The organism is Aquabacterium sp. CECT 9606, from assembly GCF_918741295.1.
Classification (GTDB): domain Bacteria; phylum Pseudomonadota; class Gammaproteobacteria; order Burkholderiales; family Burkholderiaceae_C; genus Aquabacterium.
On record NZ_CAKKNB010000004.1, the window covers coordinates 82,894 to 103,742 of the forward strand.

Annotated in this window: 17 protein-coding genes; 7 read left to right on the top strand and 10 right to left on the bottom strand. The window is 64.2% G+C overall.

Translation table 11 applies throughout. From position 1 onward, the window contains the following. Positions 1–52 precede the first annotated feature (52 nt). The gene (ptsP, locus tag LQ232_RS17650; protein WP_230181711.1) at positions 53–1,849 is read left to right on the top strand and encodes a phosphoenolpyruvate--protein phosphotransferase; all 1,797 of its coding nucleotides are present in this window, start codon (positions 53–55) and stop codon (positions 1,847–1,849) included. A gap of 96 nt (positions 1,850–1,945) precedes the next feature. Then, positions 1,946–2,992 (top strand): fatty acid desaturase, encoded by a 1,047-nt coding sequence (locus LQ232_RS17655; RefSeq protein ID WP_230181712.1) that lies wholly within the window; start codon positions 1,946–1,948, stop codon positions 2,990–2,992. On the opposite strand, the gene LQ232_RS17660 is transcribed toward LQ232_RS17655, so the two are convergent. Both LQ232_RS17660 and LQ232_RS17665 read right to left on the bottom strand, forming a co-directional pair. Next, the gene (locus tag LQ232_RS17660; RefSeq protein ID WP_230181713.1) at positions 2,919–3,938 is read right to left on the bottom strand and encodes an AraC family transcriptional regulator; all 1,020 of its coding nucleotides are present in this window, start codon (positions 3,936–3,938) and stop codon (positions 2,919–2,921) included. The genes LQ232_RS17655 and LQ232_RS17660 overlap by 74 nt on opposite strands. Before the next feature lie 20 nt (positions 3,939–3,958). Continuing rightward, positions 3,959–5,857, bottom strand: a complete 1,899-nt coding sequence (locus LQ232_RS17665; RefSeq protein ID WP_230181714.1) for an ATP-binding cassette domain-containing protein — start codon at positions 5,855–5,857, stop codon at positions 3,959–3,961. Between the two features lie 66 nt (positions 5,858–5,923). Here LQ232_RS17665 and LQ232_RS17670 point away from each other — a divergent pair, with 66 nt between their 5' ends. Both LQ232_RS17670 and LQ232_RS17675 read left to right on the top strand, forming a co-directional pair. Beyond that, positions 5,924–7,828 carry an ATP-binding protein gene (locus LQ232_RS17670; RefSeq protein ID WP_230181715.1) on the top strand — a complete coding sequence of 635 codons (1,905 nt, stop codon included), beginning with the start codon at positions 5,924–5,926 and terminating at the stop codon, positions 7,826–7,828. Further along, the gene (locus tag LQ232_RS17675) at positions 7,812–8,486 is read left to right on the top strand and encodes a response regulator transcription factor (protein ID WP_230181716.1); all 675 of its coding nucleotides are present in this window, start codon (positions 7,812–7,814) and stop codon (positions 8,484–8,486) included. Before LQ232_RS17670 ends, LQ232_RS17675 begins: the two co-directional genes overlap by 17 nt. 1 nt (position 8,487) lies before the next feature. Here LQ232_RS17675 and gshB read toward each other — a convergent pair whose 3' ends face one another. The 6 genes from gshB to LQ232_RS17705 form a co-directional block, all read right to left on the bottom strand. Further along, entirely contained in the window at positions 8,488–9,435 is a 948-nt protein-coding gene (gene gshB / locus LQ232_RS17680; RefSeq protein ID WP_230181717.1) for a glutathione synthase, read from the bottom strand. Continuing rightward, positions 9,432–10,754: a benzoate/H(+) symporter BenE family transporter gene (locus tag LQ232_RS17685; RefSeq protein ID WP_371820299.1), complete on the bottom strand. Its 1,323-nt coding sequence runs from the start codon at positions 10,752–10,754 to the stop codon at positions 9,432–9,434. The genes gshB and LQ232_RS17685 overlap by 4 nt, the downstream gene beginning before the upstream one ends. Further along, positions 10,643–12,529, bottom strand: coding sequence for a potassium transporter Kup (locus LQ232_RS17690; protein WP_230181718.1), 1,887 nt, complete (start codon positions 12,527–12,529; stop codon positions 10,643–10,645). The genes LQ232_RS17685 and LQ232_RS17690 overlap by 112 nt, the downstream gene beginning before the upstream one ends. 52 nt (positions 12,530–12,581) lie before the next feature. Beyond that, complete coding sequence (gene gshA / locus LQ232_RS17695) at positions 12,582–13,877, bottom strand: glutamate--cysteine ligase (RefSeq protein WP_230181719.1); 1,296 nt, start codon at positions 13,875–13,877, stop codon at positions 12,582–12,584. A 144-nt stretch (positions 13,878–14,021) separates the two neighbouring features. Next, the gene (locus tag LQ232_RS17700; RefSeq protein WP_230181720.1) at positions 14,022–15,557 is read right to left on the bottom strand and encodes an ammonium transporter; all 1,536 of its coding nucleotides are present in this window, start codon (positions 15,555–15,557) and stop codon (positions 14,022–14,024) included. Between the two features lie 97 nt (positions 15,558–15,654). Further along, positions 15,655–15,993: a P-II family nitrogen regulator gene (locus LQ232_RS17705; RefSeq protein ID WP_230182375.1), complete on the bottom strand. Its 339-nt coding sequence runs from the start codon at positions 15,991–15,993 to the stop codon at positions 15,655–15,657. A 353-nt stretch (positions 15,994–16,346) separates the two neighbouring features. On the opposite strand from LQ232_RS17705, the gene LQ232_RS17710 reads away from it, so the two are divergent. The 3 genes from LQ232_RS17710 (at position 16,347) to LQ232_RS17720 (ending at position 19,302) form a co-directional block, all read left to right on the top strand. After that, the gene (locus LQ232_RS17710; protein WP_230181721.1) at positions 16,347–17,879 is read left to right on the top strand and encodes a YifB family Mg chelatase-like AAA ATPase; all 1,533 of its coding nucleotides are present in this window, start codon (positions 16,347–16,349) and stop codon (positions 17,877–17,879) included. 62 nt (positions 17,880–17,941) lie between these two features. Continuing rightward, complete coding sequence (locus tag LQ232_RS17715) at positions 17,942–18,826, top strand: SDR family NAD(P)-dependent oxidoreductase (protein ID WP_230181722.1); 885 nt, start codon at positions 17,942–17,944, stop codon at positions 18,824–18,826. Continuing rightward, the gene (locus LQ232_RS17720; RefSeq protein WP_230181723.1) at positions 18,823–19,302 is read left to right on the top strand and encodes a copper chaperone PCu(A)C; all 480 of its coding nucleotides are present in this window, start codon (positions 18,823–18,825) and stop codon (positions 19,300–19,302) included. Before LQ232_RS17715 ends, LQ232_RS17720 begins: the two co-directional genes overlap by 4 nt. A gap of 1 nt (position 19,303) precedes the next feature. On the opposite strand, the gene lapB is transcribed toward LQ232_RS17720, so the two are convergent. Then, positions 19,304–20,461, bottom strand: coding sequence for a lipopolysaccharide assembly protein LapB (gene lapB, locus LQ232_RS17725; RefSeq protein ID WP_230181724.1), 1,158 nt, complete (start codon positions 20,459–20,461; stop codon positions 19,304–19,306). Between the two features lie 24 nt (positions 20,462–20,485). Then, the gene (locus tag LQ232_RS17730; protein ID WP_230181725.1) at positions 20,486–20,848 is read right to left on the bottom strand and encodes a lipopolysaccharide assembly LapA domain-containing protein; all 363 of its coding nucleotides are present in this window, start codon (positions 20,846–20,848) and stop codon (positions 20,486–20,488) included. Position 20,849 lies beyond the last annotated feature (1 nt).

A 20,849-nucleotide genomic window follows, 5' to 3' on the forward strand; every position in this document is an offset into this window, starting at 1 on the left:
CCTTGTAAATCCTCACGCTGTGCCCCGTTCAGCGCTGTTAGCATCGAAGACCATGAGCATCCAGATATTCGGTTTGCCTGTCTCAAGGGGCGTGGCCATCGGCCGGGCGGTTCTTGTCGCCTCCAGCCGGGTGGACGTGCCCCACCATTTCGTCGACCCCGATCTGGTCAACGAGGAGATTTCGCGCCTGCTGGATGCCCGCGACGTGGTCGCGCACGAATTCGAGGTGCTCAAGCGCGATCTGCCGCCCGATGCACCTTCCGAACTGGCTGCGCTGCTGGATGTTCACCAGATGCTGCTGCAGGACGAGGCGCTGATCGGCGCCACGGCCGACTGGATCACTTCGCGCCACTACAACGCCGAATGGGCTTTGTCGGCCCAGCTGGAAGTGCTGGCGCGGCAGTTCGACGAGATGGAAGATGCCTACCTGCGCGAGCGCAAGGCCGACTTGGAGCAGGTGGTCGAGCGCATCTTGCGCACCCTGGGGCGTGGCGCGCCCTCGGTGGTGACCAGCGCCAAGGATTTTGGCGGCGACGAGCCCCTGGTGCTGGTGGCCAGCGACATCGCCCCGGCCGACATGCTCAGCTTCAAGCGCAGCGTGTTCAAAGGCTTCGTGACCGATGTGGGTGGCAAAACCTCGCACACGGCCATCGTGGCCCGCAGCATGGACATCCCGGCCGTGGTGGGCGCCCGCCAGGCCAGCCACCTGATCCGGCAAGACGATTGCATCATCATTGACGGCGATGCCGGGTTGGTGATCGTGGACCCCTCGCCCATCGTGCTGGAAGAGTATCGCTTCCGGCAGCGCCAGAGCGAGCTGGAGCGCGGCCGCCTGGCCCGCTTGCGCCACACGCCGGCGGTCACCCTGGACGGCGAGCGCATCGAGTTGCTGGCCAACATCGAGATGCCCGAAGACGGCGCGGCGGCGTTGGAGGCCGGTGCCGTGGGCGTGGGCTTGTTCCGCAGCGAATTCCTGTTCATGAACCGCGGCATCGACAACCTGCCCGACGAAGAAGAACAGTACATGGCCTACCGCGCGGCGGTCGATGCCATGAAGGGCCTGCCGGTGACGATCCGCACGGTGGACATCGGCGCCGACAAGCCGCTGGACGGCCTGTCGCCCAACGAGCTGCGGCATGAGTCGGTGCTGAACCCGGCGCTGGGTTTGCGGGCGATCCGCTGGAGCCTGTCCGAACCCAGCATGTTCCGGCGCCAATTGCGTGCGCTGCTGCGGGCGGCGTACCACGGGCCGGTCAAGGTGCTGATCCCCATGCTGGCCAGCCTGCACGAGATCCGCCAGACGCTGGAGAACATCGCGCACGTGCAGCGCCAGTTGACGGAATCGGGCAAGCCTTTCGGCACGGTCGAGCTGGGCGCCATGATCGAGGTACCGGCGGCCGCGCTGACCTTGCCGGTGTTCCTGCGGCATTTTGATTTCGTGTCGATCGGCACCAACGATTTGATCCAGTACACCCTGGCCATCGACCGGGCCGACGAGGCTGTGGCGCATTTGTACGACCCGTGGCACCCGGCGGTGTTGCAACTGGTGTCGACCACCATCAAGCAGGCTCGCGCGGCAGGACGCGGCGTGAGCGTGTGCGGCGAAATGGCGGGCGACCCGGTCTTCACCGAGTTGCTGCTGGCCATGGGGCTGCGCAGTTTCTCGATGCACCCTTCGCAGATCGCATCGGTCAAGCAACGGGTGCTGCGCGCGGACACGCGCCGCCTGGCGGCCTTGCTCGAACCCGTCTTGCAAAGCGACGATCCAGAAGAGACCTGCACGCACCTGTTCCCGGCCGTGGCCACACCGGGCCTGGCGGGCAAGACTTTGTTGTCGGTGGCGGCCTGAGCCAACAACCTGGCGTTCAAAGACAGGCGGTGAAAGCGGCTCGCTTTTAAAGTCGTGCGGTTTGTCACAGTTGGGCTGCTGGCCCGCGAACCGATCATGTCTTCGAACCCAGATATCAGCCGCCAATCGCCTCACGAGCGGGCCGAATACGTCAAGCGCGTGGTGACGCAAGAGGGCGCCCAGTTGCGCCAGCGCTTTCCCATCCTGAAGCAGCAGAACGCCATCGGTGTGGCCATCCTGGTGCTGTCGTGGGTGGGCATGCTGGCGTCAGCCCTTGGCTATGTGCAAGGTGCCTTGCCGGCCTGGGCCACGATCCTGCTGGTGGCGTTTTTCGCCTCGTTCACGCACGAGCTGGAACACGATCTCATCCACTGGATGTACTTCCGGCAGAAGCCGTGGGCGCACCATTTGATGATGGCGCTGGTGTGGCTGGCCCGGCCCAGCACCATCAACCCCTGGCTGCGCCGCGAGATCCACTTCAACCACCACAAGCACTCGGGCACCGAGCGCGACATTGAAGAGCGTGCCATCACCAATGGCGAACGCTGGGGTTTGCGCCGCTTCTTGATGACGAGCGACAACATGCTGTCGGTGTTGCTGCGACTGCACCGCGCGCCCAACCGCAAGTTGCGTGTTCGCATGTTGACCCGCACGATGGCGGCCTACTTTCCTCTGGGCCTGCTGCACTGGGCGCTTTGGTATGTGTTCCTGGCCGTGCATGCGCTGGCCTTGGCCGGGCACCCGGTCAATGCGGCGTGGGTGTCGGGGCTGGACACGCTGGTGGTGGTGTGGATCGCGCCCAATGTGTGGCGCACCTTCTGCCTGCACTTCGTCAGCAGCAACATGCATTACTACGGTGACATCGAGGATGGCAATGTGCTGCAGCAATGCCAGGTGCTGACGCCCGTGTGGATGTGGCCCTTCCAGCTGTTTTGCTGCAACTTTGGGTCGACCCACGCTATCCACCACTTCGTGGTCAAGGAACCGTTCTATGTGCGGCAGATGACCGCGCCGGTGGCCCACCGCGTGATGCGCGAAGTGGGGGTGCGCTTCAATGACATCGGAACGTTCAGCCGGGCGAACCGTTGGCGCGCCGATGCTCGGTCGGCGACTGTCCCGTCCAGCGCCGGAAAGCCCGCGTGAAGTTGCTGGTGTCGGCAAAGCCCAGCAGGTAGGCCACTTCGCTGATCGAGCAGGCTGGGTCGGCCAGGTGCGACAAGGCCAATTCGTGGCGGGTGCGGTCCAGCAGGTCGGTGAAGCTGGTTTGCTGGTCTGATAAACGGCGCTGCAAGGTGCGCACGCTGCAGTTCAGTTGTTGCGCCACCTGAGCTTGTGAAGGCTCGCCTCGGGGCAGCAGATCGGCCAGGCAGGCGCGCACCTGGGCCACGGTGTTGTCCTTGTGGATGCCGGCCAGGTAGGTGGTGAGCAAGGCCTCGCTGTGGCGGGCCAATTCCGGGTTGGCGCCTTCCAGCCGGGCTTCGGTCAAGGCTCGGGGCCACACGATGAGGTTCTGAGCGGCACCAAAGCTGACCGGGCACCTGAAGGTGCGTGCGAAGGTGTCCATGGCCAAAGGCGGTGTGCGTTGCAGCTCGACCCGCGATGGGGCCACGCTGCGGTCACCCAGCAGTGAGCGCGCCGTGTACACCACCAGGGCTGCGGCCGCATCGATGGCCTCGGGCTCAGGGGCGATGCCCGAGGCCGGAGCCAGCAAACGCACGATGTGTTCGTCGCCTTCGGGTGTGAACTCCAGGCTCCAGGCGTCGGTCACCACATGGAAGTGCCGCGCCACGCGCTCGAACGCATCTTTCAAAGTCAGGCTGGCCGACTGGGCCTGCCACAGGGCATGGAAAGACGTGGGGACGACGTGGCGTGCGACCTTCAGACCAAAGGCCTCGTCTCCGGTGGCGCTTGCCGCAAGCCGCCACAGCCGTGCCATGGCTTGGGCCGGGCAGCGGCCATTGGGGTCGTCGAGCATGGCATGGCTCAGGCCAGCGTCCAGCAGCAACTGGGCGCTGTCACAGCCACAGGCGTCGAGCGTGCGGCGGATGACGCGGGCCCAGCTGGCCAGAACGGTGTGACCTACAACCATGGCTCAGGTCCGCGCTTGCTTCACGGCTGGCCCAGCTTCTCCCAGCGGTCCAGCAGGGTCAACAGCTCTTCGTCGATGGCGGTGATGCGTTCCTGCATGGTGGGCAGACCTTGGGGGTTCTTCTTGTAGATGTCCGGGTCGGCCAGTTGGGCGTTCAGGGACGCCTGCTCAGTCTCCAGATCGGCAATGCGCTTGGGCAACTCGTCCAGCTCGCGTTGCTCCTTGTAGCTGAGCTTGCGGGGCTTGGCCGTGGGCGTGGCTGGGGCGGCGGGCGCTGGTGCCGGAGCAGGTGCTGCGGCGGCCGGTGGTGTGTTGCCCGACGACTTGGCATTGGCGTTGGCCAATGCCTCGGCGCGGCGCGACTGGATCAGCCAGTCCTGCACGCCGCCTTCGTATTCACGCCAGCTGCCGCCGCCTTCGGACACCACGGTGCTGGTGACCACGTTGTCCAAGAAGCGCCGGTCGTGGCTGACCAAAAAGACCGTGCCAGGGTAGTCGGCCAGCAGGTCTTCCAGCAGGTCGAGGGTGTCGATGTCCAGGTCGTTGGTGGGCTCGTCCAGCACCAGCACGTTGGAGGGACGCGCGAACAGGCGCGCCAGCAGCAGGCGGTTGCGCTCGCCGCCGCTCAAGGTGCGCACGGGCGAATTGGCGCGCGCGGGCGAGAACAAAAAGTCCTGCAGATAGCCCATCACGTGCTTGCGCGAACCGTTGATCTCGATCCACTCGCTGCCGGGGCTGATGAAGTCGGCCAGGGTGGCGTTCAGGTCGAGGTTGTCGCGCATCTGGTCAAAATAGGCGACATTGATGTTGGCGCCGATCTTGACCTTGCCGCTGTCGGGCGCCAGCTCGCCCAGGATGATCTTGAGCAGCGTGGTTTTGCCGGCGCCGTTGGAGCCGACCAGGCCGACCTTGTCACCGCGCAAAAACGTGCCGGTGAAGTTCTTGACGATGTCTCGGTCGCCATAGCGTTTGTTGACGTTTTCCAGCTCGGCCACGATCTTGCCGCCACGGTCGCCCTGCGAGACTTCCAGCTTGACGCGGCCGATGGTGTCGCGGCGGGCAGCGCGCGCGCCACGCAGGTCTTCCAAGCGCTTGATGCGCGCGGTGCTGCGCGTGCGGCGGGCTTCGACGCCCTTGCGGATCCAGACTTCCTCCTGGGCCAGCAGCTTGTCGAAGCGGGCGTTGGCCAGGGCTTCGTCGGCCAGCTGGCCCGCTTTCAGGCCTTCATAGGCCGCGAAGTTGCCAGGGTAGGAGCGCAGGATGCCACGGTCGAGTTCGATGATTCGGGTGCAGACGTTGTCCAGGAAGGCGCGGTCGTGGCTGATCAGCAGGACGCTGCCCTTGAAGGCCACCAGCAGCTCTTCCAGCCAGGTGATGGCGTTCAGATCCAGGTGGTTGGTGGGCTCGTCCAGCAGCAGCACATCGGGCGAGGCCACCAAGGCCTGGGCCAACGCCACGCGCTTTTTCATGCCGCCTGACAGGTCGCTGATCATCAGATCGTGCGGCAAGTCCAGGTGCTGCAGCGTTTGCTCGACGCGCTGTTCCCAGTTCCAGCCGTCGCGGGCTTCGATCTGTGTCATCAGGGCATCGAGGTCGTCGCCTTCCTGGTGGGCTTCGAAGCGGTCGCGCAGTTCGCGGATGTCGCCCAGTCCCAGGCTGACCGCGTCGAACACATTGATGCCATCGGCGAACTGCGGCTCCTGGGCCACGTAGGCCAGGCGCACGCCATTCTGGAATTGCACCACCCCGTCGTCGAGCTTTTCCATGCCGGCGATGATTTTGAGCAGCGAGGATTTACCGGTGCCGTTGCGCCCGATCAGGCCGACGCGTTCACTGCTTTCGAGCGCGAAAGCGGTGTGGTCCAGCAGGGCCACGTGGCCGAAAGCCAGACAGGCGTCATTCAAGGTCAGGAGGGCCATTCGTTTGGGTGCTTGAGGGTTCGTGAAGTCGGCATTGTCAGGCCTGCGCCCGCACAATGTGCGGCCATGCCGCCTTTTCTCCTGGATCCCCGCTACCGTGCCCGCCTGTTTTCGGCCCTTTGGGGGCTGGCGGGCGCCTTGGTGCTGGCGGCTGGTTGGTGGTTGTGGCACTTTCCGGTCGAGCACGGCGGGCCTCCATCCCATGTGATGGAATTGACCGACGCCGAGGCGCTGGCCTCACAGCGTGCCACGCCGCCCAATGACATGGACAACGGGGTGAGCGTGCGGCTGCCGCACCGCTGGTCGCAAACGCACCGCGAGCTGACTGGCAGCTTGTGGTACCGGCTGAATGTGCCCTTGTCGACCTTGCCTCCGCAGACCTGGGCCGTTTATCTGCCCAAGGTGAGCATGAACGCCGAGGTGTGGGTCAATGGTGTGTCGCTGGGTGTGGTGGGTTCCATGGATCCCCCGCTCACCGCCAACTGGTACACGCCCTTGATGTTCACCGTGCCGCCCAGCTTGTGGAAGGTGGGCGACAACGCGCTTGAAGTGCGGGTCAGCGGCGACAGCGTCAGCCGATCGGGGCTGGCCCCGGTGTGGGTCGGGTCGGCGCGCACCATCTCCGAGATGTACGCCCGCCGCTGGTGGGTGCAGGTCATGGGCGTGCACGCTGCCAATGTCGGCCTGGTGATGATGGGCTTGTTTTTGGTGGTGCTGTGGATGAGAGACCGCAGCCAAAGCGCGTTTGGCTACATTGGCCAGGCGGCCATCCTGTGGGGATTGGGCTCGTCGGCCAACATCGTGCCCGATCCATTTTTGCCCATGGCGGTGTGGGATTCGCTCAGCTTTCTGTGCATCGTGTGGGCCCAGTTGTCCATGTGCCTGTTCTTTCTGCGGTTCTCAGAACGCAAATGGGTGTGGGCTGAACGGCTCATCGCCGGCTTCGCCGTGCTCGATCCCATCGCGGTGGTCCTGGTTCCCTCGCAGATGTTGGTGGGCCTGACTTACCTCACCATCTACCTGGTCGCCCTGGTGGGCTTTGCCCTGGCCTTGTGGCATGCCTACCGCACCCGGCGCCCTGACCGCAACCTGTTTGCCTTTGGTTCCCTGGTCTCCATTCCCGCGGCGGCCCATGACGTGGCGCTGCAGTTGAACCAGTTGTCCCTGGAGTCGGTGTACATGTTGCCGTACGGCGGGCCGGTGATGGTGGGTTGCATGGCCTTCATCGTGGCGGGCGACCATGCCCGCTCCAGGCGGGCGCTGGCCCATTTGAACAACGACCTGGTGGCCAGCATCCAGCGCCGTGAAGCGGAGTTGCGCGACAGCTTTCAGCGTGTGTCGGCCCTGGAGCAGGCACAGGCGGTGTCGGCCGAGCGCTCGCGCATCCTGCGTGACATGCACGATGGCGTGGGCGCGCACTTGACCACGGCTTTGCGCCAGCTCAACCCCCCCACGCCGCAGACGGTGGACCTGCGCATGGTGACGCGGATCCTGCGCGAGGCACTGGACCAGTTGAAGCTGTCCATCGACGCGATGTCCATGCCGCCCGGTGATGTGGTGGGTCTGCTGGCCAGCCTGCGCTTTCGCATGACGCCCCGCTTCAAGGCGGCGGGTGTGTCCTTGCGCTGGGAGGTCGATGAATTGCCCGAATGGCCCGGGGGCACGCAGGCGGCCTTGCGCCAGTTGCAATACATCCTGTTCGAAGCCATGTCCAATGTGCTGCAGCATGCTGGCGCGCAAGAGATCACGCTGCGTGCTCAGCGCCAGGGCGATCAATTGTTGTTGGTGCTGCATGATGACGGCCGGGGCTTGTCCGGCTCAGGTTCCAGGCCCGAAGGCCATGGCTCGCAGACGATGCGCAGCCGCGCTGGCACCATCGGTGCGGGCATCGAGTTCGTGAGCCCGCCACAAGGTGGCCATGAAGTGCGTTTGAGTTTGCCCATGAGGAGTCCAGATGAGTCAGGACAGTGAGAACGGATTGACGGTGGTCGTGGTTGAAGACAATCCGTTGACCTGCGAGTTCCTGGTGTCGTGCATCAACGCGCACCCGCAGTTGACGGTGGCCGCCTCCTTCGCCACGCTGGCATCGGCCCGGCAGTGGTTCGCTCGGCACCAATCCGACCTGCTGCTGGTCGACCTGGGCTTGCCCGATGGCAGTGGCCTGACCCTGATGCGCGAAGTGCATGCGCGCTGGCCCCAATGCGACATGCTGGTGGTGTCCATGTTCGGTGACGAGGTCAATGTGGTGGCCAGCATCGAGGCCGGTGCGGTGGGCTATGTTCACAAGGACGACGAGGCGGCCGACATCGCCGAGACCTTGCTCGCAGTCAAGCGCGGTGCCTCGCCCATCTCACCCATGATCGCGCGGCACCTGCTGCTGCGCATGCGGCCCACCACACCCGAACCCCAGCCTGCCGCCGTGAGCCTGTCACCGCGTGAGCAAGAGGTGCTGCAGCACATCGCGCGCGGGCTGGCCTATGCCGAAATCGCGCGTTTGCAGGGCGTGACCGTGCACACCGTGCAGACGCACATCAAGAAGCTCTACGGCAAGCTGGCCGTGCACTCGCGCAGCGAAGCCGTGTTCCAGGCCAACCGATTGGGCCTGCTCAACGAGACGCTCAAACGCTGATTCAGGCGCTGGTTTTTGACATCAACGCATCCATGAAGCGCGCGGCCACGTCAAAGCCGGCCTGCTGCGTGATCTCCTGAAAGCAGGTCGGGCTGGTCACGTTGATCTCGGTGAGCTTGTCGCCGATGATGTCCAGGCCCACCAGCAGCAGCCCGCGCGCCGCCAGGATCGGGCCCAGCGTGCGGGCGATGTGCCAGTCGCTCTCGCTCAATGGTTGGGCCACGCCCTTGCCCCCGGCTGCCAGGTTGCCACGCACTTCGCCGCCTTGCGGGATGCGGGCCAGCGCGAAAGGCACGGGCTCACCATCGATCACCAGCACGCGCTTGTCGCCCTGCGCGATGGCTGGCAAAAAGGCCTGCACCATGATCGTTTGCGTGCCGTCGCGGGTCAGGGTTTCGGCGATGCTGCCCAGGTTCAGGCCATCGGCCGGCACGCGGAAGATGCCCGCGCCGCCCATGCCATCCAGCGGCTTGAGGATGATGTCTTGGTGAGCCGCGTGGAAGGCGCGCACGGCACTGATGTTGCGCGTGACCAGCGTCGGCGCGGTGAACTGGGGAAACTCCAGGATCGCCAGCTTCTCGGGGTGCTCGCGCAGGGCCTGCGGGCTGTTGAACACGCGAGCGCCTTCGCGTTCAGCCTGTGTCAGCAGGTGCGTGGTGTACAGGTATTCCGCGTCAAAGGGCGGGTCCTTGCGCATCACCACCGCGTCCATGTCGGCCAGGCTCACCACACTTTCCTGCAGCACCTTGAACCAGTCATCAGCGTCACCGGTCAGCGAGATCTGGCGGGACATTGCCTGCACTTGACCGCCATGCTGCCAGACCAGGTCGTCCTGCTCGCAGGCCCACACCTGGTGGCCTCGGCGCGCGGCTTCGCGCATCATGGCGAAGGTGCTGTCCTTGTAGGTTTTAAAGCTGTTCAGCGGGTCGGCGAGAAAGAGGATGTTCATGGCGAGTCTGCGATGTCGGGGGCGGCGGCCCGCCAGTGTTGCACCAATAAGGCAATGATGCCGGCGACCAAGCCCCAGAAGGCCGAACTGACGCCCAACAGGCTCATGCCCGACAGGGTGACCAGGTAGGTGATCAAGGCGGGTTCGCGGTGGCGGTCGTCGCGCAAGGCGGTGGCCAGTCCGCCGCCAATGGTGCCCAGCAAGGCCAGGCCTGCCACGCCCATGACCAGGGCTGGCGGGAACGCGGCCAGCACGCCCGCCACGGCGCCACCCAGCAAGCCCATGGCGATGTAGAACAACCCGGACATGATCGCGGCCGTGTAGCGCTTGCCGGCATTGCTGTGCGCGTGGGGGCTCAGCACGATGGCCGCCGTGATCGCCGCCAGGTTGAAGGCATAGCCGCCAAAGGGCGCCAGCAATACCGTGGTTACTCCAGACCACGTCATCAACGACGACACCCTGGGTTGGTAGCCCGCCGCTTTGATCGCCGACACGCCTGGCACGGCTTGCGAGGCCATGGTCACGATGAACAAGGGCAGGCCCATGCTCATGATGGCGTGCCAGGACCACTGCGGCACCACTGGCACCGGCGCGGCCAGTTGCCAGCGCAGCTCGCTGGTGTTGAGCTGGCCTTGCAGCGCCGCCACGCCCATGCCCGCCACCAGCACGCCCAGCACCGCGTAGCGCGGCCACACACGGCGGCCCACCACATAGGCGGCGAACATGGTCAGCACCAGGGCGGGTTGCAAGGTGGTGTGCGCGAACGCCAATAGCGCGAACTTGGCCAGGATGCCCGCCAGCAATGCCGATGCCAGTGACACGGGGATGCGCCCCATCATGCGTTCGAAGATCTTGGTCACGCCCGACAGCCACATCAACATGCCGCACACCAGGAAGGCGCCCACGGCCTCGGGCAGGCTGACACCGCTGGCCGACGCCGCAATCACCGCCGCGCCGGGCGTGGACCAGGTGATGAGGACTGGTGTGCGGGACCACAGCGACAAGCCCAGCGTGCTGAGGCCCATGCCCATCCCCAACGCCCACACCCAAGAGCTGATCTGCGCCGGAGAGGCGCCCAGCGATTGCGCCGCATGGAAGATCAGTGCAATGGTGCTGGTGAAGCCCACCAGCGTGGCCACGAACCCTGCCGAGACTGCCGCCAGCGAGGTGTCCTGGCGGATGCGGTTCAGCGATGACAGCAGGGTGTTCAGATCTCGACCTTGGAGCCCATCTCGATCACGCGATTGGTGGGCAGGCTCAGGAAGTCCGCCGCGCCCGAGGCGTTGCGGTGCATGCTGGCGAACAGCTTCTCGCGCCAAGGCGCCATGCCGCTGCCAATGGTCGGGATGACGATGTCGCGCGAGAGGAAATAGCTGGTCTCCATGTCGTCCAGGTTGACACCGTAGCGCTTGAGCAGGCCGAGGGCCTTGGGCACGTCAGGTTCGTTCTTGAAGCCGAAGTGCAGCATCACCTGCCAGCAATCGTGGCCCAGGGTCTCGATCTGGATGCGTTTATCCAGGCCGATCCAGGGCACCTCGTGCGCCTTCACTGTGACGAACAGGTTCTGCTCGTGCAGCACCTTGTTGTGCTTGAGGTTGTGCAGCAGCGCGTTGGGCGTGGTGCCCGCGTCGGCATTGAGGAACACCGCCGTGCCCTGCACGCGCGTGGGCGGGCTGGAGAACACCGCGTCCAGGAAGGGCTCCAGGTCGATCGAATCACTGCGCAGGCGTTCGCTGAGCAGAGCGCGGCCTTGTTTCCACGTCATCATCAGCATGAACATGACGCCGCCAATCAGCAGGGGGAACCAGCCCCCGTCGATCACCTTGATGACGTTGGCGCTGAAGAACAGCACATCGATCACGAAGAAGAAGGTGGTGGCCGCGATGCACAAGGGCAGGGCCAGCTTCCAGGCGAAGCGGATCACGAAGAAGGTCATCACCGTGGTGATGAGCATGTCGATGGTCACGGTGATGCCGTAGGCTGCCGCCAGTTTGCTGCTGGAGCCAAAGAAGACCACGGCCATGACGATACAACCGTACAGCGTCCAGTTCACAAAGGGGATGTAGATCTGCCCGGTTGATTCGACCGAGGTGTGCATGATGCGCAGGCGCGGCAGATACCCCAGCTGGATGACCTGTTTGGTGACCGAGAACGCCGCCGAGATCAAGGCCTGCGAGGCGATCACCGTGGCAAACGTGGCCAGAATCACCAAGGGGTAAAGCGCCCAGTGGGGGGCCATTTCAAAGAAGGGGTTGTTGGCGTTCTCGGGGTGCTCCAACAGCATGGCGCCTTGGCCAAAGTAGTTCAGGACCAGGGCAGGCATGGCCAACAAGAACCAGGCCAGGCGGATGGGTTTTTTGCCGAAGTGACCCATGTCGGCGTAGAGCGCCTCGGCCCCGGTGGCGCACAAGACCACGGCGCCCAAGGCCACAAAAGCCATTTTTGGGTGCTCGTAGATGAAGATCAAGGCGTGGTGCGGGCTCATGGCCTGCAGGATCGAGGGGTTGTCGATGATGTGGATCAAACCCAGCACGGCCAGCACCAGGAACCACACCGCCGTGATCGGCCCGAAGAACTTGCCAATGCCGCCCGTGCCGTGCTTTTGAACCATGAACAACAAGGTCAGCACCACCAGCGTCACGGGCACCACGAAGCGTTCCAGCCCCGGTGCCGCCACCTCCATGCCCTCGACGGCGGACAGCACCGAGATGGCCGGCGTGATCACCCCGTCACCAAAGAAAATGGCCGTGCCGAAAATGCCCAGCCCCAGCAGCAGTTGCCGCAGTTTGGGGTGTTGCTTGACCGCCGTGGAGGCCAAGGCCAGCATGGCGATTAGCCCGCCTTCGCCATTGTTGTCAGCCCGCAGGATCAGCGTCACGTACTTGAGCGAGACGATGACCGTCAGCGTCCAGAACATGATCGACAAAATGCCGTAGATGCTGGTTTCGTTCAGCGGAAGGTGCCCGTGGGCGAACACTTCCTTGAGCGCGTACAGGGGGCTGGTGCCGATGTCGCCGTAGACGACACCGATGGCCCCCAAGGTCAGCGCTGCCAGTTGCGAGCGGCTGAGGGGGGCGTTGGAGCTTGTTTGCACGAGTGGTGGACGCGAATCGACGAGGGGCCCATTCTGCCCGCTTATTGCCTGCTTATTCGTAGACTTCCGCGTTGGGGTCTGTTGCTTCCAGCTCATAACTGGCCGCCAGCATGGCCAAACGGCCGATCACCCCGTACATGTAGAAGCGGTTGGGCGCGCTGGCCCCTGGTTTGGCGCCCAGTTTGGGCATCTGTGTGGGTTCGGCAAAGGCCAGGGGCACGAAGCTGGAGCCGGGCGCGTTCAGGTTTTCATCGATGCCGCGGTCCGAGTGGACGCGGTAGAAACCGCCCACGACATAGCGGTCGATCATGTAGACCACCGGCTCGGCCACCGAGTTGTTCATCTGCTCGTAGGTGGGCACGCCCTCCTGGATGATCACGCGGCTGACTTCCTGGCCGTCTTTCACCACCGACATTTTGTTGCGTGTGCGGCGGTTCAGGTCGGTCAGTTCCTTGGCATCGCGCACGGTCATGATGCCCATGCCATAGGTGCCGTTGTCGGCCTTCACGATGACGAAAGGCTTCTCGTTGATCCCGTATTCCTTGTACTTGCGGCGGATCTTGTTCAGCAGCGCGTCCACCTGGGTTTGCAGGCACTCACCCCCGGAGCCCTCCTGGAAGTCGACCTCGTCGCACACCGAGTACATCGGGTTGATCAGCCACGGGTCCATGCCCAGCAACTTGGAGAATTTCTTGGCCACTTCCTCGTAAGCCTCGAAATGCTGGCTCTTGCGGCGCACGGCCCAGCCCGCATGCAAGGGGGGCAGCAGGTATTGCTCGTGCAGGTCCGTCAGGATGTCCGGAATCCCTGCTGACAAATCATTGTTGAGCAAGATGGTGCAGGGGTCGAAATGCTTGAGGCCCAGGCGGCGCTTGGTGCGGATCAGGGGTTCCAGGGTCAGGGAGCCGCCGTCTTGCAGGGGCACCTCGACCGGCTCGGTGATGGATTCATCCAGGGTGCCCAGGCGCACGTTCAGCCCGGCCAGGCTGAAGATCTGCACCAGGCGTTCCACATTGGCCAGGTAGTACTGGTTGCGAGTGTGCCGCTCTGGGATCAGCAGCAGGTTCTTGGCCTCGGGGCAGATCTTCTCGATCGCAGCCATGGCGGCCTGCACGGCCAGGGGCATCATCTCCTGGGTCAGGTTGTTGAAGCCGCCAGGGTAGAGGTTGGTGTCCACCGGGGCCAGCTTGAAGCCCGAATTGCGCAAATCCACCGAGGTGTAGAAGGGCGGCGTGTGCTCCATCCACTCCAGCCGGAACCAGCGTTCGATCGCCGGCATGGATTCGAGCATGCGCTGCTCCAGCTCATTGATGGGACCGGTGAGCGCGGTGATCAGGTGTGGAACCATGGGGCTTGTGTTGTCTTGGCGATGGGGAAGACCCCCATTCTAGAAACATGCGGACACGTTCTGCGCGCCCAAATGCAAAAAGGGCGGCTTGAGAGCCGCCCCCTTGACTATCACGGTGATTGAATCAAATCACCGCTCAGTCAATCACTTGTGATACGCCGTTTCGCCGTGGGCCGAGATGTCCAGGCCTTCGCGCTCTTCTTCTTCCGAGACGCGCAGACCGATCACCAGGTCAACGATCTTGAAGGCGATGAGCGACACCACAGCCGACCACACGACGGTCAGGCCGACAGCCTTGGCCTGGATGATGACCTGGTTGACGATGGAGTAGTCGGCCGGAGCCACCATGCCCACGGTCACCCAGTCAGCGACGGCGCTGGGGCCACCCAGGTTGGGCGAGTTGAACACGCCGGTCAGCAGGGCACCCAGGATGCCGCCCACGCCGTGGACGCCGAAGACATCCAGCGAGTCGTCCGCGCCCAGCAGCTTCTTCAAGCCGGTCACGCCCCACAGGCAGATCAGGCCAGCCAGCACGCCGATGATCAGCGCGCCGCCGATGCCGACGTTGCCAGCAGCAGGCGTGATGGCGACCAGGCCTGCCACGGCACCAGAAGCCGCACCCAGCATCGAAGCCTTGCCCTTGAGCAGCGACTCACCCAGGATCCAGCCGATCACCGCAGCAGCCGTGGCAGCCAGGGTGTTGATGAAGGCCAGGGCGGCGAAGCCGTTGGCTTCCAGGGCGGAGCCGGCGTTGAAGCCGAACCAGCCCACCCACAGCAGGGCGGAACCCACCATGGTCAGCGTCAGGGAGTGAGGCGTGAATGCTTCCTTGCCGTAGCCAATGCGCTTGCCGATCATGTAGGCGCCCACCAAGCCGGCAACAGCGGCGTTGATGTGCACCACGGTACCGCCCGCGAAGTCCAGGGCGCCCCACTGCCAGAGCAGGCCGGCCTTGCCGGTCATTTCTGCCGCGACATCGGCGCTGGCGTAGGCATCAGGGCCCATCCAGAACCAGACCATGTGGGCCATGGGGGCGTAGCTGAAGGTGAACCACAGCACCATGAACAGCAGCACGGCCGAGAACTTGGCGCGCTCTGCGAACGCACCCACGATCAGGGCACAGGTGATGCCCGCGAACGTGGCCTGGAAGGCGGCGAACACGATTTCAGGGATGTAGACGCCCTTGCTGAACGTGGCCGCGTTGGCGAAGGTGCCTGCGGCATTGTCCCAGACGCCCTTCATCATCAGGCGGTCAAGACCACCGATGAAGGCATTGCCCTCGGTGAACGCCAGGCTGTAGCCGTAGATGAACCACAGGACGACGATGACGGAGAACGTCACCATGACCTGCATCAGCACGGACAGCATGTTCTTGCTGCGCACCAGGCCACCATAGAACAGGGCCAAGCCGGGGATGGTCATCAGGATGACCAAAATGGTGCTGACCATCATCCAGGCGGTATCGCCCTTGTTGGGCACGGGCGCGGGTGCGGCGGCTGCCGACGCCGCTTCAGCGGGCGCCGGGGCGGCGTCAGATGCCGCAGGGGCTGCAGCCGAGGGAGCTTCCGCCACGGCGGTGGCGGCGACGGGTTCGGAGGCCGCGGTGTCTTGGGCGTGGGAGACGCCAAATACACCTAAAGCCGCGAGCCCCAGTGCGAGCGACGCAAGGAGTTTTCTCATGAAATGCCTCTTGGAAAATCAAAAATAGGCCACGGAGACGCGCCTCAAGGCGCCCCCCAGGGGTGTCGTCAGAAAGAGGGGACGCGAGCCCCCGGCCTCAAAGGGCGTCGGTGCCGGTCTCGCCGGTGCGGATGCGGATGACCTGCTCAAGCGAGGTCACGAAGATCTTGCCGTCACCGATCTTGCCGGTGCGGGCCGAAGCCTCGATGGCTTCGATCACGCGGTCGAGGATGGATTCGTCCACCGCGGCTTCGATCTTGACCTTGGGTAAAAAATCGACCACATATTCCGCGCCGCGATACAGCTCGGTGTGACCTTTCTGGCGTCCGAAGCCTTTGACTTCGGTCACGGTGATACCTTGCACGCCTATGGCGGACAAGGCCTCCCGCACTTCATCAAGCTTGAAGGGCTTGACGATGGCTGTCACCATTTTCATGGGTGGTTCTCCGGTAAAGGTTGTCTGGTGAAAGGATTCTGCAACCATGTCTGCATGATCTGTGCCAGCGCGCCAAAACAGGGAGCCAGACGCCTGCTCATCACCTGCACGCACCAGTTTGAGTTCTTGTTTGGCTTTTTGCACCGAATAAGTGCTTGTTTTGTGGCTTCGGCACCTCATGAATTGCCGCGCACTTTTATTGTGCATTTGACCGTGGCGTCCAATGCACAGCGCTCCATTGGGGGAGGGCTTTCCAAAAGCTTGCTCGGCACAATCAGCGCGCACCGTTCGGTCCAGTGGGTCCACTCGGACCCCGAGTCGGTGCGCCTTAGCCGTTAGCTTTTGCGAGTGCCATGTCCCTAGCCATTGTTCACAGCCGTGCCCTTGATGGGCTCAACGCCCCCGAGGTCACCGTCGAGGTCCACCTGGCCAATGGGCTGCCTTGCTTCACCCTGGTGGGCTTGGCTGACACCGAGGTCAAGGAAGCCCGGGAGCGGGTCCGGGCGGCGCTCAGCAACAGCGGCCTGGAGTTCCCCTTCAACAAGCGGATCACGGTGAACCTGGCTCCGGCCGATCTGCCCAAGGAGTCGGGTCGTTTCGACTTGCCGATCGCGGTCGGCATCCTGGCGGCGATGGGGCACATCGATGGACGGCATCTGGCCGACCTGGAATTCGCCGGAGAGCTCTCGCTGGGTGGGGAGTTGCGCCCCGTGCGCGGCGCGCTGCCCATGGCGTTGGCCCTGCGGCGGCGGGTGCAGGGCGGTTTGCTCAAGCGAGGCCTGGTGCTGCCGCAGGCCAGCGCCCGCGAGGCGGCCCTGGTGTCGGGCGTGTCTCTGTTTGAGGCGAGCCACCTGATGGAGGTGGTGCAGTCCCTGATGGCCGATGAGGCTGTCCGGGTACCGTTGGAGGTGGCCCAGGCCGAAGCCATGGCTGGCTCGCCAGAGCGTGTCCATGATTTGCGCGATGTGAAGGGGCAATCTGCGGCCAAGCGCGCCTTGGAGGTGGCCGCGGCCGGCAACCACAGCTTGTTGATGGTGGGGCCGCCCGGCACCGGCAAGTCCATGCTGGCTCAGCGCTTTGCAGGCTTGCTGCCGCCCTTGACCCAGGACGAGGCCCTGGAGTCGGCCGCCGTGTTGAGCCTGGCGGGTCGTTTCGAGGCCAGTGCTTGGCGCAGGCGCGTTTTCAGAAGCCCGCACCACACAGCCTCGTCGGTGGCCCTGGTGGGCGGAGGTTCACCGCCCAAGCCTGGCGAGATTTCTTTGTCGCATCATGGCGTGCTCTTTTTGGACGAATTGCCCGAGTTTCCCCGCGCCGCCTTGGAAGCCTTGCGCGAGCCGCTTGAAACCGGCCACATCACCATCTCGCGTGCTGCCCGTCGGCATGACTTCCCTGCCCGTTTCCAACTGGTGGCTGCCATGAACCCATGCCCGTGCGGGCATCTGGGCAATCCGCTCAAGGCCTGCCGCTGCACGCCTGATCAAGTCGCGCGTTACCAGGGCAAACTCAGCGGCCCTTTGCTGGACCGGGTGGATGTGCAAGTGGAAGTGCCCGCGGTGTCACCCGACATCCTGGCGCAAGCCCCTGACGGTGAAGCATCGGAGCAGGTGGCCGAGCGCGTGGCCCGCGCGCGGCAGCGTCAGTTGACCCGCCAAGGTTGTGTCAACGCCGTGCTGGACGGTGCAGGCTTGGACAGCCTGGCCATGCCCGAGCCGGCGGCCATGGCTTTTTTGCAAAACGCCAGTGCGCGCCTGGGGTGGTCAGGACGGGGCTTTCACCGAGTCTTGCGGCTGGCCCGCACCATCGCCGACCTGGCCGAGTCCGACACCATCCAGGTGGCGCATGTGGCTGAAGCGATCCAATACAGGCGGGTGGTGCAGGCACCGTGATCCAGCGCGCCGGTTTTGGAGGATCATATGGCGCTTGATGACTTGGTTCCAAGGACACTCCCATGAAAACGGCGTTGATCACTGGCGGCAACAGCGGCATTGGCAAGGAAGCGGCGCGTGCGCTGGTGGGCTTGGGGTGGCGGGTCTTGATCGCCGCACGCGATGCCGCCAAAAGCCGTGCGCTCGTGGAGTCGATCCGCGCCACCAATCCCCAGGCCCAGATCGACTGGTTGTCGGTTGACCTGTCCGACTTCAATGGCATCGAGGCCTTCGCTGAAGAGGTGTCGCGCCGCATGCCGGTGATCGACGCGCTGCTGTTGAACGCCGGTTTGTACACGCGCCAACTGACGACCAACCATGCGGGCATCGAGCTGATGTTCGCCACTACCCACCTGGGGCACTTCTTGCTGACCCACCACCTGCTGCCCAATGTGCGCGCTTCCAGCGATGGGCGCATCGTCGTGAGCAGCTCGCTGGCGCAGTGGATGGGTGGGCGGATGAACCTGGACACCATGCGCCGGCCATCGTCAAGCCAGTTCCTGCAATTGGCACCGTTCATGGCCTATGGCCGCTCCAAGCTGGCCAACATGCTGTTCGTGCGTGAGTTGGCCAGGCGCCTGCAAGGCACGTCGATCAAGGTCAATGGCTTTCATCCAGGCGGCATCAAAAGCGATTTTTGGCGTGACACGCCGGGCTGGGTCACTGCCATGGTTGATCCTTTCCTCGTGTCGGAAGCCAAGGGTGCCAAGACCCAGGTCTACCTGGCTTCGCATGAGGGGCTGAGCACTTCTGGCGAATACTGGGCGGGGTGCCGCGTTCGCCAGGGCAGTCCCGCCAACCGTGATCCAGCCTTGGGCCGCCAACTTTGGCAGTACAGCGAAGAGGTGTTCGGGATCACCAATTTTGGGCAACCCGCCACCTTGACCACTCAAATGAAAGCCGGATGAGCATGATGACCAGCAAACAATCTTTGGCCGCGCTGATGTTGGCGATGGTGTGTTCGATCAGCATGGCAAAAGAGCCATTGGTCGAGGTCACCGATGCCTGGGTTCGGCAAGCGGTCAAGGGCCAAAGCGGCACGGGTGGCTTCATGGTGCTGACCAGCCGCGTGCCGCTCACCTTGGTGGGCTTTCGATCGCCGGTGTCCACGTCGGCAGAGCTTCATGAAATGAACATGCAGGGCGATGTGATGCGCATGCGCGCCATCGATGCCTTGCCCTTGCCTGCCGGGCAGCCGGTAGCCTTGCAGCCTGGTGGCCATCACCTGATGCTGATGGGCCTGAAACGGCCCCTGTCGGTGGGGGATCACCTGCTGTTGACCTTGAAGCTGCGCGACGAGAAAGGCCGCTTGGTCCAGCAAAGAATCCGGGTGCCTGTGTTGGCCACTGCGCCTGCTGGGGCGGCCAGCCAGCCGCATCGCTGACTCACTGGTCTTCCAGGCGACGAGGTGGGTAGGTGTCCCAGCCGTGGCAGCCGGGGCATTGCCAGAAGTAGTGCTGGCTTTCAAAACCGCAAGCCGCACAGCGATAACGTTGCAAGGGCTTGGCGGCCGTGGCCAAGGCATCCTGCAGGCGTTCAATCTCAGGCACGGTCAAGGGCACGCCCGTGCTCAGGCTTTCTCGGATCACGCCTTGCGCGGCCGACAGCGAAGGCTGATTGCTCAGGTGGTTGATCAGGCGCTGGCGGCGCCGGGCCGGCTCATCTTGTAAACGATTGAGCGCCGACAGCAGGTCCACCGAGGGAGCCTGCTTGTACAAGGACTCCAGCCTGGCCAGTGCTTCGGGCACGCCATCACTGGCTTGCGCGCTCGTCGCGTAGTCTTGTGCCACCAATGAGAACGCTTGCGGTTGCAGCGCCATCAATTCATCCCACACCTTCAAGGCGGCGGCATGTTGTCCCTGGCGCACCAAGCGGTGCCCTTGCATGACCAGCGGGCGCGCTGCTTGGGGCGCGGCTTCCCGGGCGCGTACCAGGGCTTGTTCGGCTTCATCATGGCGGCCCCGGGCGTCGGCTTCATGTGCCACTTCGCACCAATGGTGGGCCATGCGCTGGGCGAATGAACCCGTGCCGGCGGCCTCCAACTGGCGGGCCACCTCGATGGCCGGGTGCCAATTGCGTGAACGCTCGTGCAAGGTCAGCAAGGCCAGCCGGGAGTCGGTGCTGAAGGCAGTGCCTTCCAGCGCCTTGAAAGCGGCCTCGGCGCGGTCAAACAAGCCGGCTTTCAGGAAGTCCTGGGCCAGGGCATGTTGGGCGCGCTCGCGGTCATCGCGTCGCAGATCACCGCGTGCCAGCAGGTGCTCGTGAACGCGGATGGCGCGCTCGTATTCGCCACGGCGTCGGAACAGGTTGCCCAGCGCGAAGTGCAGATCGGACGTGTTCGGATCTTGCTGAACTGCTTCGATGAACGCATCGATGGCCTTGTCCTGCTGCTCGTTGAGCAAGAGGTTCAGACCCTTGAAATAGGCTTGGGGCGAGGCGCTGTCTTCGCGCTTGAGCTGGCGCAGGTCCAGCCGCGAGGCCACCCAGCCCAGCAAAAAAACGCCAGGCAGGGCCAGCAGCAGCCATTGCAGGTCAAATTCCATGAGGGTGCGTGCGGCTCTGGGGGGTCACTTGCCGGGCTTGCGGGGGGCAGGCATGTCGGGTGGGTGGGGCAACTCGGCCGGCAAAGTGGAGTGGCCGCCAGAACGGCTGTGGGCATGTGTGGCCACCGGTGCCTGAACCACGGTTTTCTCGGGCAGCAAGTGTAGGCGCTGGCGGGCGTCGCGGCGATGCCGCCACCAACTGGGCACCATGGCCAGCACGCCCACGGCGCACCCCAGGCCAAACACCGCCAGCACGATGAAGACCATCGGGGCTTGTGAGCGGTAGCCCCAGAACCATTGCAACTCCACGGGGTGCATGTTGTTCAGGGCAAAGGCAAACAGGACGAAGAACACCACGCCACGCAACAACCAAGTCAATAAACGCATG